Consider the following 18232-nt stretch of genomic DNA (forward strand, 5'->3'; position numbering starts at 1 on the left):
AGTTTACTACCTCTTTAACTCACATCTTCTCGAATATCTCACATTCTTCCTACCTACTCCATAAACCCATACAACTATATCTCGAATCCAGGCACTCCATATTCTTTCTCCCAACAAAAAAAGAGCAAAATTTGAAATTTTGCTCTCCTCTATCAAAGTTATGCTGCATTTTCTTCTACTGCTGTAAATATCATACGCTCTTCGAACAATAATGTATCTGGATTATAATTATCACATGTTATTAATGTTAATTGATTCGGTTTACCTTTATGTTCATCTAATACTTCTACTTGATTTGGCTTCACATTTTTAATGTTTTTAATTATATATGTTTTTTTACCTTTTAATGTGATGAGTTCTACTTTATCGCCAACTTTTGCGCGATCGAGATAGTTAAATCTTATTCCCGCACCTTCTACACGATGGCCTGCGATTGCGACATTTTGCTCACTTAATTTTTCGTTCTCATCTACTAATGACAATCCGTTTTTTAAATTTTGTTCTGTTGCTGGCCCTTTAAATATAGGCTCTGATATATCTGCTGCTGGTACTTTTAAATAACCAACCATATGTTCATTTACTTTTAAGTTATCTGTTTCTGTTTTTGTAATCCATGATTCTATCGGATTTATTTTAACGCTGTCATCATGATTTTCATACGACTCGATGACTTTATCATTAACACGGTCTGTAAAATACGTTCTAATATCATTCCAGAAGAAAATAGATATTGCCGTTATAATTAATAAGATACCTATAATTTTATATAACCATCTCATGTTTCTAACCTACTCTCAAAATATGGTAATTCAAATTTATACAATACGTGATCCAATGTCAATCAAAATTTTGTTCTGACATAGATTCTTGTACTAATAATCTCAATTTATCATATTCAGGTTTGAAAAATTCACCTGATTGCACTAATTCACTCGCTTCGTCTCTTGCGACTTCTAACATCCTATAATCTTCTACAATATTTGCAACTCTGAAATCAGGCAAACCACTTTGTTTAACGCCAAAGAAGTCACCTGGTCCTCTCATTTCCAAATCTCGTTCTGATAAATAAAAACCGTCAGTAGATTCAGTCATAATGTGCATTCGTTCTACACCACTCTCAGTTTTAGGTGATGCTACTAACGTACAGTAACTTTGGTGATGACTTCTACCAACACGTCCTCTTAATTGGTGTAACGTAGATAAACCAAATCGGTCAGCATCATAGATAATCATAAATGTTGCATTAGGGACGTTTACACCAACTTCAACAACAGTTGTAGAAACTAATATCGCGATTTCATTATTACTAAATTTATTCATGATTTCGTCTTTTTCATCTGCATGCATTTTACCATGTACAAGACCGACTTTATCCGCACCGAAACGCAACTGTAATTGCTCATAAATTGCGACCACATTTTGAACATCCAATGCTTCACTTTCTTCTATTAATGGACAAATAACATACGCTTGTCGGCCTTTTAATATTTCACCATTTAGCTGATTTAATACATGATCAATTTCTTCATGTTTAGCCCACGATGTCAAAATTTCTTTTCTACCTTTAGGCATTTGTTTAATCGAAGTTACATCCATTTCCCCGAACGCAGAGATAGACAATGTTCGCGGAATTGGTGTTGCTGTCATAAATAAGACATTTGTATCTGCACCTTTTTCACGCAGCTTCTTACGTTGATTTACACCAAATCGATGCTGTTCATCAATAATAACTAATCCAATATCATTAAACGCTACATCATCTTGTATAAGTGCATGCGTACCTACAATGACGTCAACTTCTCCTGCTTCTAACTGTTCAAGTAATAATTTTCTTTTTTTACCTTTAACCGAACTTGTTAATAAAGCGACATTCAATTGCCCACCAAACAACTCATCTAAACTGATTGCATGTTGTTCAGCTAATATAGCTGTTGGGACCATAAGCGCACTTTGCTTACCTGCATTAAACATTGCATAAATCGCAATAGCTGCAACAACCGTTTTACCCGAACCTACATCACCTTGTAATAATCGATGCATTTTAATAGGCGCTTTTAAATCTCTAAAAATTTCATTCACACTATTTTTCTGAGCATCTGTTAATTCAAATGGTAATGTTTCGATAAAAGATTTCACCGCATTAACATCATAATTTAAACCTTCTATTTTATTAGATTCTTTTTCTAATTTGCTTAACCATTTCATCTTTAACTGAAATAAGAATAATTCATTAAATGAAAATGTTCGACGTGCTAATTTGAGGTGATTAAATTGAAGTGGTTTATGTAAAATTGGAATGACATCTTTTAATGGCATTAATTTGTACTTATCCATTAAATTTGGAGATAACCATTCATCAATTTCAACAAGTTGTAATGCTTGTTCAATGTATTTATTAAGCTGCTTTTGTTTTAAACCTTCTTTTAATCGATAAATAGGTGTTAACGCATTTCCACCGTCCTCTTTTTCAGCCATTACTTTTTGACCAGCAATAATTTGTTTCTTTTGATCCCATTTACCTTTGATCGTAACTGTTTCACCCATAATGAGTCTTTTTTTCAAATAAGGTTGATTAAAGAATGTGACTTTAACGGCAATTTGATCAATCAGCATATGGCACGTTAATTTAGATTTATTTCTACCAAAAAATGCGACAGTCGGACTAGAGTACACTTCTCCAGTAACAGTGACAACATCACCATCAGTTGCTTCGTTTAAATTTATGACAGATTCATCTTCGTAACGTGTTGGTAAATACAACACTAAATCTTCTAATGTATAGATATTTAATTCATTTAATAACTGTAAACTTTTTGGTCCAACACCTTTAAGTTCTTGCAAAGTTCGGTCTGTATATATTAGATGTTGCTTATTCATTTTTATCACCTATATTTATTAATACTCTAATTATAGAACAAATACATAATATAAACCAATCGATTTCACCAAAATGAGCTTTATACAAACAAATAAAGACTAGGACAATGAATCATGTCCCAGCCTTATAAATTAATGTTTTGGTTAATTTCCAAATATCTCTTGTTTTAACCTTTCTCCTGTTGGCGTACCTGCTAAACCACCACGACCTGTTTCACGTAGTGCTGAAGGCATTGTTTGGCCAATCTTATACATAGCTTCTATAACTTCATCAGTAGGAATTCTTGATTTCACACCTGCTAAAGCCATATCAGCTGAAATAATTGCATTTGAAGCACCTGCAGCGTTTCTCTTAACACAAGGTACTTCTACTAATCCCGCAACTGGATCACAAACAAGTCCTAACATATTTTTTAAGCTAATCGCAAATGCTTCTGCAGATTGTTGAGGTGTACCGCCAGCCATTTCTACTGTTGCAGCAGCACACATCGCGGCTGCTGAACCAACTTCAGCTTGGCAACCACCAGCCGCACCTGATATAGATGCGTTATTCGCAACAACAAATCCAAATGCACCTGTTGTAAATAAGAAATGTAACATATCTTCTCTAGAAGGGTTTAGTCTTTTTTTCAGTGCAAATAATACACCAGGCGCAACCCCTGCAGAACCGGCAGTTGGTGTTGCACATATTTTACCCATTGCTGCATTTACTTCGTTCGTCGCAACAGCTTTACTTACTGCATCAATCATTAAATCACCTGAAAGTGATTGTCCACTTTCTAAATAATCTTGTAAAAGTACAGCATCCATTCCAGTTAAACCTGTTGTTGACGTTACACCATTTATACCACGTTCAATGGCTTTTTCCATTGTATCTAAATTGCGTTCCATATTTTGATAAACTTCTTCTTTAGAGAGTTTAGACACACGCATTTCTTGTTCAATCATGACTTCATAAATTTTTTTATTTTCTCTTTCACAAATTTCAATAAGTTCTTTTACACTTTGAAACATGATAACCCTCCTTTTATGATTCCCCCATTAATGTGACTGTCTGTACACCATCAATTTCTTTAATTTTATTTAAGACTTCTTGTGGAATATCATCATCTAATTCACACGTCATTAATGCAAGTTCACCTTTCTCTTTACGCGCCACTTGCATACTACCAACATTAATACGATAATCACCAAAGACATTGGTCACTTTCCCGATTGTGCCAAATGTATCCTTATGAAAAACAAGTAAAGCAGGATAATTCCCACTAATGGCAATTTGGAATCCGTTTATCGCAACGATTTCAACTTTACCACCACCAATTGAAATACCTTCTACTGAGATTTCCATTTCTTTATTTCTCATGTTGATAATTGCTGTATTCGGATGTGATCGTTCTTCATACATTTCGATAAAGTTGACATCAATCTGTTGTTGCTCAGCATCTTGAAGACTTGTTTTGATTCGGTCATCGTCTGTATCATAGCCTAGAATACCGCCGACTAACGCAACGTCAGTACCATGTCCTTTATAAGTTTCCATGAAAGACCCATATAAATATATATCAATATGTTCAGGTTTACCATCAAATAACCCTCTAGCTATTAATCCAATTCTTACTGCACCAGCAGTATGTGATGAAGATGGTCCAACCATTACTGGACCAATAATGTCAAAGACACTTCTATATTTCATCAATAATCACTCGTTTCTCTTTTAATTTCACCATACCATTATAACAACTTTCGCTCGTTTTGTAAGCGTTTTACAACACAAAAGACAACAACGCTTTTGTTTAACATTGTTGTCTTTTATCTTGAGATTATTCTACTGAGAATAAGAATGAGTAAATTGGTTGGTCACCTTGATGTACTTCTACTTCAACTTCTTCATAGTTTTCTTCAACATATGATACTAATTGATCGACTTCTTCATCAGTAGCGTCTTCACCTTTAATAATTGTTAAAATTTCACTGTCTTCATCAATCATTTCATCGATAAGCTTTTTACTAGCTGTTAGGTGGTCAGCATCACTTACTTTAATACTGCTTTCATGGATACCCATGAACTCACCTTTTTTAATTGTAATACCATCTATATTTGTGTCTCTAACGGCATATGTTACAGAACCTGATTTTACAAAACGCATTGCATCTTCCATATGCGCTTTATTCTCTTCGATTGATTGCTCTAAGTTAAGATTTAACATTGCTGAAAGACCTTGAGATACTGTTTTTGATGCTACAACAGCTACAGGTATATCAACTAAATGTTCAACTTGCTCAGCTGCCATAATAATATTTTTATTATTTGGTAAGATGATTGCATTTTTACAACCTGATTGTTTTACAACTTTTACAATATCTTCTGTTGAAGGATTCATAGTTTGGCCACCGCTGATGACATGTGTTGCACCAAGTGATTTAAATAATGTTGTGATTCCTTCACCCATTGAAATTGTAATAACTGCTGTTTCAATCTCTTCTTGCTCTTGTTGTTGTTCTTGTTTGATCTTTTTATCTGCGCTTTTACGAAGTACTTCTCTATGTTGTTCGCGCATGTTTTCGATTTTAATTTTAATGAGTTCACCGTATTGGCTACCGTAAGATAATACTTCACCTGGTGTTTCAGAATGAACATGTACTTTTACGATTTCATCATCAGAGATTACGAGTAATGAATCACCGAATTGACTCATATCTTCTCTAAATTGTTCTTCATCGAAAGCTTTTTTATCTTTTCCAAAGCGAACCATAATTTCAGTACAGTAGCCGTAGACGATATCTTCAGTATTCATGACGCCACCGAAATCATGGTCATCATTAATAAATTCGTCTGTATCTACTTTTTCTTTAGCAGGTTGAATTTTTTCGCCTTTTAATGTTGCTAAGAAGCCTTCATAAACAAACATTAAACCTTGTCCACCACTATCCACAACACCTACTTCTTTAAGTACAGGTAGTTGGTTTGGTGTGTTTTCTAATGCTGTTTGACCTTCTTTAATGACTGCTTCCATAACTGTTATAACATCTTCTGTTGATTCAGCTGCTTTAACAGCTGCTTCTCCAGCTACTCTCGCAACTGTTAAAATCGTTCCTTCAACTGGTTTCATTACAGCTTTATATGCTGTATTCACACCTGATTGGAATGCTTTAGCGAATTGTTGAGCATCAATTTCTTGTTCATTCTCAATCGATTTTGAGAATCCTCTAAATAATTGAGATAAGATAACACCTGAGTTACCTCTTGCGCCCATTAACAATCCTTTAGAAAATATTTTACCAACCTCACCGATATGTACATTACTATGAGCTTTAACCTCTGCTGCACCTGATGACATTGATAAATTCATATTTGTTCCTGTATCTCCATCTGGTACAGGAAACACATTTAAAGAATCTACAAAATCTGCATTGTTTGATAAACTATCTGATCCTTGAACGATCATATCAGCAAACAATTTGCCGTCAATCTTATTCATACTGTATTTGCCTCCCTATGCTTCCTCATCATCATTAATAACTCTAACACCTTGGATATATATGTTGACTGCGTTGACTTTTAAATTTAATGATTGTTCTAAAGTATATTTAACAGCAGATTGGACATTGTTTGCTATTTCTGAGATTTTCGTACCATAACTCACAATTATATACATATCTACATCAAGAACACCTTCGTTTTGAGATACAATAACACCTTTGGCATAATTATCACGCCCAAGAATTTCTGCAATGCCATCTCTAACTTGATGTTTACTTGCCATACCAACGATACCATAACATTCTACGGCAGCACCGCCAGCAAGCGTTGCAATAACGTCATTTGAAATATCGATACTTCCATACTCATTTGTAATTTCTAAAGTCATGATTACGTCCCTCCTACACATTTAAATTTTTTCGTTTTATAAACTACTTTATATATGTTCTGTTTAATTATACTTAATATCACATTCACATCGCAAGAATTCATCATTTTAATCACGTTTTTTATACAACGTTTTCACAAGATATTATTATAACAAATAAATTGAACTTTAAAATACTTTTTGCGAAATTTGTTATTATTTTTTCGCTAATTTACAAAAAAGGCGTTGAATAAATGACAAGTGCGTGTTATATTATTAAGGTGTGTAAACGTAAATAAATGTGTATTTATATTTCATTAAAGGAGGATATTTATGGCTAAAGAATGTTTCGTAACAGGTCGTAAAGCTAGAACTGGTAACCACCGTTCTCACGCATTAAATGCTAACAAACGTCGTTGGAACGCTAATTTACAAAAAGTTAGAATCTTAGTTGACGGTAAACCTAAACGTGTATGGGTTTCAGCTCGTGCGCTTAAATCAGGTAAAGTTACACGCGTTTAATGAATATAAGTCACATATAATAAAGAGAACCTTTGTGTGGAAGGTTCTCTTTTTTTTATTTATCTTTACTTTGTACCATCAATATATTACCAAGTTCAACTGTTACTAATGGGTGTTCATGACCCGCTTTAAACTCATTACTAATTGTTAACGTTGAGCCTTGAGCCAAAGTTGTAAATGGCAAATCATATTTAAATTCTTCTAATTTTATTCTAATATTCGTACTTAGCGGAATAAACGATACATATTTCATGCCTTCTACTTGTGAAATTCGATGATTTCCTGCTTTTAATACTGTAATTTCATTTTGCTCATCTACAAGCGTAATTTGAATATTATCTTCCAGAAATTCTGGTTTCGTTAATATTTGAACAGCACCCATAAAATGATCTAATCTGCCACCTGTCGCACCATATATTCTTATTTCTTCGTATCCGAGTTCAACTGCTAAGTTAACTGCTAATGCAAGATCAGTATCATCCTTTTCTTTTTTTACTGGATCAATATCGATATGTTTAATAATTTGTTGATACTCTTCATCTGATACCGAATCAAAATCTCCTATAGCAGCAACAGGCTTAATGTCACGTTTAATTAATTCAATTGTGCCTCTATCTACACCTATCCAATCAATGTGCTTTTCATCTTGAAGTATATGTTCATTGATATGACGCATACTACATAATAGATTTACTTTCATGATTAATCACCCTTTAATTTGTGTACAGGTTCTTTGTAGTCTTCATGTTTGAAGTAATAAGATCCTGCAACTAATATGTCTGCTCCTTGTGCTTTACATAACGCACCAGTTTCTTCATTAACACCACCATCAACTTCAATTTCAAAGTTTAAGTCATGTTCATTTCTATATTCGTCTAACCAAGTAATTTTACTTAACGTAGATTCTATAAAGCTTTGACCACCAAATCCAGGATTCACAGTCATAATTAAAACAAAGTCCACGTCACCTAAAATTTGCGACAATGATTCTACAGGCGTTCCAGGATTGATCACAACACCTGCTAATTTATGATGCGCTTTGATTTGTTGTATCGCTCTATGAATGTGCGGTGTCGCCTCAAAGTGAACAGATACCATGTCACTACCCGCTTCACAAAACGCGTCTATCATTTGTTCTGGGTTCTCAATCATTAAATGTGTATCAATCGTCATATCTGTTACTTTTCTTAATGATTCTAAAATAGGTAAACCAATTGATATATTCGGTACAAACTGACCATCCATTACATCAAAATGTAAAATGTCTGCGCCAGATTCTTTAACGCGTGTTACTTCTTGTTTTAATTCTGCAAAATCACAAGCTAAAAGTGAAGGTGCTATTTTTACCATTAATATCTTACCTTTCTATTTTGAATTTCTTCGAATAATGTCAAATAGTGCTTATATCTTAACTGATAAAAATGATTGTCTCGTATGCGTTCTTTTACTGCACATTTAGGTTCATTAATGTGCGTACAATTTCTAAATTTACACTGTGATTTAATGGCTTCAAATTCTGGGAATAAATCTGCAAGTTCTTCCTTTTCAATGTGAGAAAAGTCTAATGCACTAAATCCAGGTGTGTCCGCTAAATAACCACCATCTAACTCATACAACTCAACATGCCTTGTCGTATGTTTACCACGATTAAGCGCTTTTGAGATTTTGTTCGTTTCTAAATTCAAATCCTCGAACAATCTATTCATAATCGTGGATTTACCAACACCAGATTGGCCGCTTAACACGATGATACCGTCAATTAAAGGTTTAATCGCATTTGATACATCATCATCTTCACCTATAAATAATGTTTCATATCCAATTGATTGATATTGCGCTAATTTATCTTGAATTTTTTGAATTTCGTCATCAGTGGCGAGATCTTTTTTAGTTACACATATTATCGGTGTAATATTGTATGAATGAACGACTACGAGAAATCTATCTAATAATTGTTGACTAAACGCTGGTTCCGATGCGCTCATCACGACAATAACTTTATGAATATTTGAGACTGGTGGTCTTAATAATATATTCTCACGTTCATGAATATGTTGAATATACCCACCCGTTTCATTTTCAACTTGAAAATCAACGATATCTCCTACAACAGGAGATGTCTTCTTCTTTCTGAATAACCCTCGAGCTCTCGTAATATATATACCATCGTCAGCTTGTACTGAATAATCTCCACTTATTGATTTAATAATACGACCCGTTTTCAATATAACACCTACCTCATTTTATTTTTATTATACCAAATCATACTGCTTAAATAATCAATTATTTATGTTGCTTAAACAAAATCGTTACTTCTGTCCCTTTATCGACTTCACTTTCGAAGAAGATTTGAGCATCATGATGTTCAATAATTGAATCAACAATTGATAAACCAAGACCGTTACTATCAACATGAATATTATGAGATTGATCACCTTTATAAAATCGATCTTTAATATGTTTCAATTGTTTCTCAGTCATGCCATAACCTTCATCAATAATAGAAACTTTTACAAATTCATTTTGTTCTTTAAGATCAATTTGTATCATACTATACTTAGGTGAATATTTAATAGCATTATTTAATATATTATAGAGTGCTTGATAAAGTAACTTATGATTACCTTTAATAGTTAAATCGTCCATATCAAATAGAACTGAGATTTCATTGTCTTCTAATAAGAAATTCAGGCTTTGCACGACTTCTTTAACGACTTTTTGAACATGTACTGTTTCATTAAATGACAAATGTTCACTATTATCTAATTCCGATAACAACAATAATTGTTTCGTTAAATTACTCAAACGGTATGCTCTTGCATATATATCTTCTATAATTTGTATTCTGTTATTTTCATCTTGTTCATGTTCAAGTTCTCTTAATAAACTTAAAATAGATTGAAGCGGAGATTTAATTTCATGAGAGACATTTTGAACAAAGGATTGTCTCATCATTTCTAGTTGTTTAAGTTCATCTCTCATCTTAATAAATCGATGTTGTAATATACCTATTTCATCGTCACGTGTTACTTTGATATCGACATCAAAATCACCTTTACGTAATGATTCCGTTGTCTTCATAAGTCTTCTAATTGGGTTTGCCAATGAATAACTTGAAAAGAGCACGAGTACTAATGAAATAACGACAAGTAATACAAGTAATATCGCTAAAAATATTCTAAATTCGCCTAACATAGAACCGACACTAGGTCTTAAAAATAAGGCATATTCACTACCTTGATGTTGAATCTTAATACCGACAGTGTTTCTCGTTTCATTATCAAAGAATCCTGTAATAAAAATATTAAACGGTCTATTTTTAATACCATGATACGTCTTACCGTCTAAAACATCTTCAACAGCTTGTTTATCTAAATTATATTTTCTGAAGTGATCACCATAATAAGTCGGTTTCAACTTATCGTTATATAATACAGCCTGATAATGAAGTTCGCTTAAGTGATTTAAATAATTATCCAGCGACATTTCATTGTCATGATCAATATAATCTTGAACATCTTTTAAAGTATTAAATACTTTGTGATCATTTTTTTCTTTTAAATCTATATGATAATAAATATTTGTAAGAATAAATCCTAAAATAGCACTTACGAGCATCACAACTATTGTATAGATCGTTATACGTTGCGCTAAAGACTTAAACCTCATGAGCAAGCACCGCCTTGTAACCAACGCCTCTCACGGTTTTAATCAAGACATCGCTCTCTAACTTTTCTAATCGCTTTCTAATACGTTTAATATGTACATCAAGCGTTCGCTCGTCTCCTTCGAAATCAATGCCCCATACAACTTCAATGATTTTGTCTCGTTGTAATACTTTATCTTTGTTACGCATTAAATAATCTAGTAATGCAAATTCTTTCTTTGGTAAAAGCATTGTTTTCTGATTAATCGTTATTTCCATATCAACACTATTAATAAATGTGTTACCTATTTGAAGTTCATTGGATGAATTAATTTTAAATCTGCGTAGTACAGCTTTTATTCTAAAAATTAACTCTTTAATTTCAAATGGTTTCGTTACATAATCATCTGTTCCAGCAAGAAATGCATTTTCTTTATCACTCAACTCATCTCTTGCCGTTAACATGATAACTGGAATATCAAAACTATCTTTAAGTATTTGACACAATTCAAAGCCGTCCATACCTGGCATCATAATATCTACAACAGCAATATCAATATATTTATGCTCTACAACTTCTAAAGCTTCCTCACCACTGAGACTTGTTATAACATTTATATGTTCACGTTCAATTTCTCGCTTCAAATCATTTAAGATAAATTTATCATCATCTACAACTAAACAAGTTACCATGTCATCACCTCTTTACCTATGATACCAAATATCTTTGAAAATTTTCATATATACATGAATTCAGGCTGAAATTTCATTAGAAATTTCAGCCTGATTAATATTATTATAATGAATCAATTCATGATTAAACTGATTCTACGTTACGATTTACTAATGCATTAACATTTTCAATGATTGTACCACTTACAACACGACCTGGTAATTTATTTAAATTAACAGATAGGTCTTGGTCTTTTTTCATATCATATGAAATGTTTCTAGCGAAGTATTTCATTGATTCTTCCATGATGATAATTGTCATCCATTCACCCGCACAACGGTGGTTTGTATAATAATCGCCACCACCTTGAGGGATTAAATCAAATGGGCTTCCGTCCCAATCGCTGAAGCGGTTTGGATAGAATCTTTCTGGATTCTCCCATAAGCCTTCTCTATGCAATGTTCCGTAAATATCTAATACTAAGAACGTATCTTTCTCAATAGTATAGCCATCAAATTCGATATCTACTGCTGCTTTACCTGGTAAAAATGGTACGAAAGGATAGAATCTTCTAACTTCTTGTACAAATTTATAAGCATAGTCATTTTCATTATTGAAGACTTTTTCTGCTTCTCCTGGATAATCATGTAATGCTTTCACACCGAAACTAACAAAACGGTTAATTGCGACTAGAGGACGCACAACGTTCATTAAATCGATCGCACACAATCTAGAATCCATTAAATTACCTTCAAAATCTTCCCAATGACTAAATTCATGTAATGCTGTACCTTGTGGAGGTGTTAATTTACCTTCACGTACTGCAATAATTTGATTTTCTAGGAATGTTTCTACTCTATCTCTTGCTTTTTTAGCTTCTCTATATCCTTTGAATGCAGTACCGATATTTTTGAATGAATCGATCATAGTATCCATATCTTTAGCACAGCTTTCGATTTCTTCAGGAGAAGCGATAATGCCTGCCCATCTAAATCCAACTTTAGTTAATAGAATGATAGATTCTTTATAAACGTTAACTTCGTCCATTCTTTCCATACGTTCAGTATTCATAAACCAAGTACTACGTGTAAGTTCTCTCAAATATTCTAAGTTTTCTTCAGTCATTAATGACATAAATAGAGCTTTACGGTCTATGTGTTTTTTACCACCAGTAGTATGTATAGCGCCTTTACCGAATAAAGTATTAACAACACGTTTAGGTAATGTACCTTGTCTTTCGATTAATTCATTGTTATAAAAAATCTCTGCAGCTTCTTTACCGCTAAATACAACTGTTCTTCTTCCACCTAATGCTCTTAATTCAAAAATATTTGTATCAAATTTCTCAAGTCTATTTGGTACATATTTATAGCCTTCTTTTAAGACTTTTAATGTACTGTCTAGCCCTCTATCTTTTGGTATTTGCTTACCCATAAAGTTAATGCCCCCTAGAATTTTTGTAAATTTCATATACTTACATATTATTTCATTTTCTGTGAAAATAATCAATCAACTACTATTATCAATTGAAAATTTTATATCTTTGTCAACTAATGCATGCCTTTTTGACCACTCAATTAGCGTATCTGGATAAACGACATCATGTTGAATCGATTGACTTAGATTTTCAACTGGAAAACTGAGTATAAATCGTTGATCAATAATTTCCTCAACAATATTAAAAAATGCTAGATTTCCACTCGTTGGTCTTCCGACAAGATTGACTATTCCCGATTTTGCTATTTTATAAACGAGCCATTCAGCTGCATAAGATGTATCTTTATCAATTAATACCACAATTTCTTCAAATCGACTTAATCCGATAAAATCAATTTTATCATCATCAAAGAGTTTCCAATCACCAACAGGTTGATCTAAAATATTTTGATAAAAAGCTTGTTCATTCATTTCACTGCACGCTTTATACAAACGTTCTAATTTTTGCTTAAATAACGTCTTATGACGCTCTCGCTCAACCTTTACGTGTGTGTCTCTCGTTAATATCGTTTCTTGATTTCCAATCTCATAAAAATAAGGTATAAGAAACTCTGCGATACTTAAATTTTTAAATTGTGCGTTCCTAAAATCAAACACGACTTTTTTAGATGATTCTTGAATTTTGGATAATTTATATAACGCGTCAACAGCTTGTTCAAAACGAATATCACCGTTAAATTCTAATATTAGTACATCATCCTTAACCGTCACATCAATCGTATGTTCTGTATCGACGGGATAGTGTCTCAATTCAAAGCGATAAGTTTGATTCGCTCTTTTTACTTCTACTTCATTTTGGAAAGTTAATATATGTCCCCATTCTTCCCTATGGTATGGTTCATCTTTTAATAAACGATGATATCTCATTCTACAATATTCAATAGAATCTCCTGATAACTTTGTAATTTCATCACCAACAACAAAACGTATATCATCCAGCACTTCCGTAACAACTAAAGCATCTTTAGTAGCTCTTACCTTAATTCCCACTTGCTTGTCAGGAACTTTCAATGCCTTAATAGACGTACTCAACAAGCCTATATCATAGAAGAAATTATTCATAACTTCTATAAAGACTTGATCAGTTAGATGAGATGAGGTCACAATATTTTTATACTCTTCATAAATAGCGTGCTTTTGATCAGCATCTACAATAGCATGTTCTGTTTGACGATATACATATTCATATAAAGACACATAAGGAAGCATATTTTTCACCCCAGACTCATTTTCTAAATTTTACTAAGAACTAAGCATTAAATCAATAGTGTATAAAAATAGAGACTGAAACACTGGTTAATGTTTCAGTCTCACAAATAGCTATATACTTTTCATATATTTAGAAATCATCGTAATCAATTGTGTTACTTTCAATTTCTTTACCATCTACTTCAACGCGATATTCAGCTGATTCGCCTTTTGGAATCGTGAAATTTATGCTTCTTGTTGTATCTTTTTTAATCGTAAAGGAATCTGCAACTTTTTTAATATCATTTGATTTATCTTTAACAAAGATTTCTACTTTTTGACCTTTTTTACTATCAGATCCTGTAAATGGTATATAAACGGATTGTGTATATGTTTTATCTCTTGCATTATCATTGTTGTCATCTTTTTTATCTTTGTCATCTGATTTATCTGAGTCAGAGTCTTTATCTTCACCTTTAGATACATCAAAGTAAATCGTTGATTCGACTGGCAATTGGCCATCTTTAAATGATTGTTTGACGATTGTATCTGCTGGTTCATCACTTTCAACTTCAGATTGTTCTACTTGAAATCCAAGCGCTTCAAGTTCAGATGTTGCTTTACTGATTTCTTCACCCGTATAATCTTTAACGTATTCTTGTTTCACGCCAATTGATTTAGTCAAAATAATCATCGTATCTTTAGGTACGACTTTAGAACCTGGTTCGATATTTTGATTAATTACTGTACCATTCGCCGCTTTATCGTATTGTTCTTTTATACGGACAGATTCAAAGCCTTGTTTTTCTAATTGCTTTTTCGTTTTGTCTGCTGATTTTCCAACATAATCTTCTACGGTAAACGTCTTAACACCTTGAGATATCACTAAATCAACTTTAGTCATTTCTTTAACTTTACTGCCAACTTTAGGTGTTACTTTCATAACTTCGCCTTCTTTAAAGCTATTACTATAGGCTTCTGTTATTTTACCTTTACTTAAACCTTTTTCATCAATTAAAGCTAAGGCTTCACCACGTGATTTTCCTAATAAGTTAGGCACATCTACATATTTAGGTGCTGTTAAGGCAAAACCGATTGCACCTACTAACATACATAATAGTAAAATAGGTACAAAAACGATTAACCATTTATTTCGTTTACGTTTAGGCTTATTTGTTTCCGTATTTTGTTGTTGTGCATTAGCATTTTGTTGAGTCGTTGCAATTGGAACAGTCTTTGTATCACTTTCTTCTTCATCTGCTTTTATAACGGGCATTGTTTTAGTATCTGAATTAGAATCATACCTAGGTAGTTCATCTTTACGTTCATCATCCAATGCTGTTAAAAGGTCATAATACATTTCATTTGTATCACGGTACCTGAGTGACTTTTCTTTACGCGTTGCTTTCATAATGACATTTTCTATACTTTGAGGTATAGATGGTCGTTCTTTTCTAATAGATGGCAACTCTTCTTGAATATGTTTAATGGCAACACTTACAGGCGTTTCCCCATTAAATGGCGGGTGTCCTGTTAATAATTCATACAATACAATACCAATAGAATAAATATCTGATGATTCATCTGTTGATTGACCTTTAGCTTGTTCAGGCGATAAATATTGAACAGAACCCATAACATGATTCGTTTCAGTTAGAGCTGTTTCACTTAATGCCCTTGCGATACCAAAGTCTAATATTTTTAACGTCCCATTTTTAGTCATGAGAATGTTTTGCGGTTTAATATCTCGATGAATAATTCGATGATGGTGTGCATGTGCGATACCTTTTAAGATTTGAAGGGTCATTTCAACCGCTTCATCTGCAGATAACTTACCTTCTTTACATAGATATTCCTTTAATGTTGGTCCTTCTATGTATTCCATAACAAGGTAATAACAATTATCATCTTCTTCTACATCCAGTACATTCACAACGTTACTATGACTTAAAATCGTCGTATTTTGAACTTCTCTTTCGAAACGTTCAACGGCTTTTTCTTTTTCATAAGGCGGTATGTTGATTACTTTCACTGCTACATCACGGTTCAAGATCTTATCTTTCGCTAAATAGACGTTACTCATACCACCGCCACCAAGATACTTCACAAATTCATAGCGACCGGCGATTATGCGACCTATCATATTTTTCCACCTTCAAATGGATATAATATTAACGAGATATTATCTTTACCTTCGACTTCGATTGTTTCTTCGATAAGCGTTTCACCAATATCATCAACTGTACCTTTATGAGACATCACAATTTGTTGAACGTCATCTTCATGTAAGTAATCTGTTAAGCCATCTGAATTTAAAAGTAAATAATCATAAAATTTTGTATTGTAGTAAAAAATATCTGGGTTAACACGTTTATCTGTTCCCATAACTTTTGTAATAATATTTCTTTGAGGATGCGTGAAAGCTTCTTCTTTCGTAATTTCCCCAATCGTAACAAGATGATTAACAAATGTATGATCATTTGTTAATTGCATCATTTCACGACTATTCATCAAATAAGCACGTGAATCACCTATATTAGCTACAACGATGTCTTTTTCATAGACTAGAGCACAAACACAAGTTGTACCCATGCCTCTATACATCTCATTGTTCATTGACTCGTTATATAATTGTCTGTTTATATCAGCTAAGTTAGATTGCAACCAATCTTCAGCATGATCATATTCAATATAATTTTCATCTTCGAATCTAGCTTTAAGTGAATCATTCACAAATTGACTTGCAACTTCACCAGCAGCATGTCCACCCATACCATCACAAATCACTAATAAAACTTGACCTGTTTGATTTGTATAGATTCCACCTGCATCTTCATTTTGTTCTCGAAATTGACCGACATCTGTAAAAAACCGTGCTTCCATGATTTGTTACCTCGTTTCTTCTTTTCGCTCTTTTGCTCTTAGTTGTCCACATGCAGCATCAATATCTGCACCTTGATTACGTCTTATTGTAGCATTTATCCCGTTTCTTTTTAATTCTTTTTCGAATTTAAAGATATCTTCTTTTGATGTTTTTACATAATCGCGTTCTGGTACGTGGTTAACTGGAATTAAGTTCACGTGACAGTTTAAATGTTTAATTAATTTTGCCAATGCTTTTGCATGATGAACTTGGTCATTCACGCCTCCGAATAAACCATATTCAAATGTGATTCTTCTATTCGTTTTATTGACATAGTATTCAATAGCTTCCATTAATTTATCTAAATCATAAGCTCTGTTAATAGGCATCAATCTAGAACGTGTTTCATTATCAGCAGCGTGTAAACTTAATGCGAAGTTTATTTGTAGTGACTCATCAGCAAAATCATAAATTTTAGGGACAATTCCTGATGTAGACACTGTAATATGACGTGCTCCGATGTTTAAACCTTTATCATGATTAATGATTTTTAAGAATCCCATCATTTCATCATAGTTCTCAAATGGTTCACCAATACCCATAATAACGACTTGACTGACACGCTCATCCGTAGCATCTAAAGCTTTTTGAACTGTTAATACTTGCGCAACAATTTCACCCGCTTCAAGGTTACGTTTCAAACCACCGATTGATGAGGCACAGAACGTACAACCTATACGACAACCTACTTGAGTTGTCACACAAACTGAATTCCCATATTCATGTCTCATTAATACTGTTTCAATCGTGTATCCATCTTGTAATTCAAAAAGAAACTTGATTGTTCCATCTTTACTTTCTTGTTTAACAGCTACTTCTAACGTTGTAATTTCAAATGATTGAACAAGCTTTTCTCTCAATTCTTTTGATAGATTTGTCATTTCGCTAAAAGCATCTACTCTTTTAACATATAACCAATCAAAAATTTGTTTAGCTCTAAACTTTGGTTCTGATTGATCGATCAACCAATCTTCTAATTCTCCTAATTGTAATGAATATATTGAAGGTCTTTCGAAGTTTGGCATAAATTTATTGCGTTTTTTCTGTATCGCTGGCAT

General features: G+C 33.0%; 17 protein-coding genes. 1 reads left to right on the top strand and 16 read right to left on the bottom strand.

Annotated elements, in window-relative coordinates; genetic code table 11:
* Positions 1 to 158: 158 nt before the first annotated feature.
* The 6 genes from LQ677_RS01315 to LQ677_RS01340 all read right to left on the bottom strand — a co-directional run bounded on the left by LQ677_RS01315 (position 159) and on the right by LQ677_RS01340 (position 6746).
* Entirely contained in the window at positions 159 to 779 is a 621-nt protein-coding gene (locus LQ677_RS01315) for a class A sortase (protein ID WP_239748035.1), read from the bottom strand.
* Positions 780 to 837: 58 nt separating this feature from the next.
* Complete coding sequence (gene recG, locus LQ677_RS01320; RefSeq protein WP_204252923.1) at positions 838 to 2877, bottom strand: ATP-dependent DNA helicase RecG; 2040 nt, start codon at positions 2875 to 2877, stop codon at positions 838 to 840.
* 144 nt (positions 2878 to 3021) lie between these two features.
* The gene (sdaAA, locus tag LQ677_RS01325; RefSeq protein WP_239748036.1) at positions 3022 to 3891 is read right to left on the bottom strand and encodes an L-serine ammonia-lyase, iron-sulfur-dependent, subunit alpha; all 870 of its coding nucleotides are present in this window, start codon (positions 3889 to 3891) and stop codon (positions 3022 to 3024) included.
* A gap of 13 nt (positions 3892 to 3904) precedes the next feature.
* Positions 3905 to 4570: an L-serine ammonia-lyase, iron-sulfur-dependent subunit beta gene (gene sdaAB, locus LQ677_RS01330; protein ID WP_037587617.1), complete on the bottom strand. Its 666-nt coding sequence runs from the start codon at positions 4568 to 4570 to the stop codon at positions 3905 to 3907.
* 127 nt (positions 4571 to 4697) lie between these two features.
* Positions 4698 to 6356 carry a fatty acid kinase catalytic subunit FakA gene (gene fakA / locus LQ677_RS01335; protein WP_037587615.1) on the bottom strand — a complete coding sequence of 553 codons (1659 nt, stop codon included), beginning with the start codon at positions 6354 to 6356 and terminating at the stop codon, positions 4698 to 4700.
* Positions 6357 to 6371: 15 nt separating this feature from the next.
* The gene (locus tag LQ677_RS01340) at positions 6372 to 6746 is read right to left on the bottom strand and encodes an Asp23/Gls24 family envelope stress response protein (protein WP_016911554.1); all 375 of its coding nucleotides are present in this window, start codon (positions 6744 to 6746) and stop codon (positions 6372 to 6374) included.
* A 312-nt stretch (positions 6747 to 7058) separates the two neighbouring features.
* On the opposite strand from LQ677_RS01340, the gene rpmB reads away from it, so the two are divergent.
* The gene (rpmB, locus tag LQ677_RS01345) at positions 7059 to 7247 is read left to right on the top strand and encodes a 50S ribosomal protein L28 (RefSeq protein ID WP_017000124.1); all 189 of its coding nucleotides are present in this window, start codon (positions 7059 to 7061) and stop codon (positions 7245 to 7247) included.
* Positions 7248 to 7302: 55 nt separating this feature from the next.
* On the opposite strand, the gene LQ677_RS01350 is transcribed toward rpmB, so the two are convergent.
* The 10 genes from LQ677_RS01350 to rlmN all read right to left on the bottom strand — a co-directional run bounded on the left by LQ677_RS01350 (position 7303) and on the right by rlmN (position 18232).
* A complete protein-coding gene (locus LQ677_RS01350) occupies positions 7303 to 7947 on the bottom strand; it encodes a thiamine diphosphokinase (protein WP_126476885.1) in 645 nt (214 codons plus the stop codon).
* Positions 7948 to 7949: 2 nt separating this feature from the next.
* Positions 7950 to 8597 carry a ribulose-phosphate 3-epimerase gene (rpe, locus tag LQ677_RS01355; RefSeq protein WP_126476887.1) on the bottom strand — a complete coding sequence of 216 codons (648 nt, stop codon included), beginning with the start codon at positions 8595 to 8597 and terminating at the stop codon, positions 7950 to 7952.
* A complete protein-coding gene (gene rsgA, locus LQ677_RS01360; protein WP_126476889.1) occupies positions 8597 to 9472 on the bottom strand; it encodes a ribosome small subunit-dependent GTPase A in 876 nt (291 codons plus the stop codon). The genes rpe and rsgA overlap by 1 nt, the downstream gene beginning before the upstream one ends.
* 58 nt (positions 9473 to 9530) lie before the next feature.
* Positions 9531 to 10916: a sensor histidine kinase gene (locus LQ677_RS01365; RefSeq protein WP_126476891.1), complete on the bottom strand. Its 1386-nt coding sequence runs from the start codon at positions 10914 to 10916 to the stop codon at positions 9531 to 9533.
* Complete coding sequence (locus tag LQ677_RS01370; protein WP_126476892.1) at positions 10906 to 11586, bottom strand: response regulator transcription factor; 681 nt, start codon at positions 11584 to 11586, stop codon at positions 10906 to 10908. Before LQ677_RS01370 ends, LQ677_RS01365 begins: the two co-directional genes overlap by 11 nt.
* 124 nt (positions 11587 to 11710) lie before the next feature.
* A complete protein-coding gene (locus tag LQ677_RS01375; RefSeq protein ID WP_025904560.1) occupies positions 11711 to 13000 on the bottom strand; it encodes a cytochrome P450 in 1290 nt (429 codons plus the stop codon).
* Positions 13001 to 13075: 75 nt separating this feature from the next.
* Entirely contained in the window at positions 13076 to 14272 is a 1197-nt protein-coding gene (locus LQ677_RS01380; protein WP_239748037.1) for a hypothetical protein, read from the bottom strand.
* Positions 14273 to 14402: 130 nt separating this feature from the next.
* Entirely contained in the window at positions 14403 to 16394 is a 1992-nt protein-coding gene (gene pknB, locus LQ677_RS01385) for a Stk1 family PASTA domain-containing Ser/Thr kinase (RefSeq protein WP_126476896.1), read from the bottom strand.
* On the bottom strand, positions 16391 to 17137 hold the full coding sequence (locus LQ677_RS01390; protein ID WP_025904563.1) for a Stp1/IreP family PP2C-type Ser/Thr phosphatase: 747 nt from the start codon (positions 17135 to 17137) through the stop codon (positions 16391 to 16393). The genes pknB and LQ677_RS01390 overlap by 4 nt, the downstream gene beginning before the upstream one ends.
* A gap of 3 nt (positions 17138 to 17140) precedes the next feature.
* A complete protein-coding gene (gene rlmN, locus LQ677_RS01395; RefSeq protein WP_025904564.1) occupies positions 17141 to 18232 on the bottom strand; it encodes a dual-specificity RNA methyltransferase RlmN in 1092 nt (363 codons plus the stop codon).

It is taken from the genome of Mammaliicoccus sp. Q-M61, from assembly GCF_022386055.1.
In the GTDB taxonomy this organism is placed as follows: domain Bacteria; phylum Bacillota; class Bacilli; order Staphylococcales; family Staphylococcaceae; genus Mammaliicoccus; species Mammaliicoccus sciuri_A.

Bases quoted from the DNA above. Each gene is read 5' to 3' on its own strand.
- sdaAA (WP_239748036.1), bottom strand. From the start codon at position 3,891: ATGTTTCAAAGTGTAAAAGAACTTATTGAAATTTGTGAAAGAGAAAAT.
- LQ677_RS01380 (WP_239748037.1), bottom strand. From the start codon at position 14,272: ATGCTTCCTTATGTGTCTTTATATGAATATGTATATCGTCAAACAGAA.
- LQ677_RS01375 (WP_025904560.1), bottom strand. From the start codon at position 13,000: ATGGGTAAGCAAATACCAAAAGATAGAGGGCTAGACAGTACATTAAAA.
- LQ677_RS01340 (WP_016911554.1), bottom strand. From the start codon at position 6,746: ATGACTTTAGAAATTACAAATGAGTATGGAAGTATCGATATTTCAAAT.
- rlmN (WP_025904564.1), bottom strand. From the start codon at position 18,232: ATGCCAGCGATACAGAAAAAACGCAATAAATTTATGCCAAACTTCGAA.
- recG (WP_204252923.1), bottom strand. From the start codon at position 2,877: ATGAATAAGCAACATCTAATATATACAGACCGAACTTTGCAAGAACTT.
- LQ677_RS01365 (WP_126476891.1), bottom strand. From the start codon at position 10,916: ATGAGGTTTAAGTCTTTAGCGCAACGTATAACGATCTATACAATAGTT.
- LQ677_RS01350 (WP_126476885.1), bottom strand. From the start codon at position 7,947: ATGAAAGTAAATCTATTATGTAGTATGCGTCATATCAATGAACATATA.
- pknB (WP_126476896.1), bottom strand. From the start codon at position 16,394: ATGATAGGTCGCATAATCGCCGGTCGCTATGAATTTGTGAAGTATCTT.
- rpe (WP_126476887.1), bottom strand. From the start codon at position 8,597: ATGGTAAAAATAGCACCTTCACTTTTAGCTTGTGATTTTGCAGAATTA.
- LQ677_RS01315 (WP_239748035.1), bottom strand. From the start codon at position 779: ATGAGATGGTTATATAAAATTATAGGTATCTTATTAATTATAACGGCA.
- sdaAB (WP_037587617.1), bottom strand. From the start codon at position 4,570: ATGAAATATAGAAGTGTCTTTGACATTATTGGTCCAGTAATGGTTGGA.
- fakA (WP_037587615.1), bottom strand. From the start codon at position 6,356: ATGAATAAGATTGACGGCAAATTGTTTGCTGATATGATCGTTCAAGGA.
- rpmB (WP_017000124.1), top strand. From the start codon at position 7,059: ATGGCTAAAGAATGTTTCGTAACAGGTCGTAAAGCTAGAACTGGTAAC.
- LQ677_RS01370 (WP_126476892.1), bottom strand. From the start codon at position 11,586: ATGGTAACTTGTTTAGTTGTAGATGATGATAAATTTATCTTAAATGAT.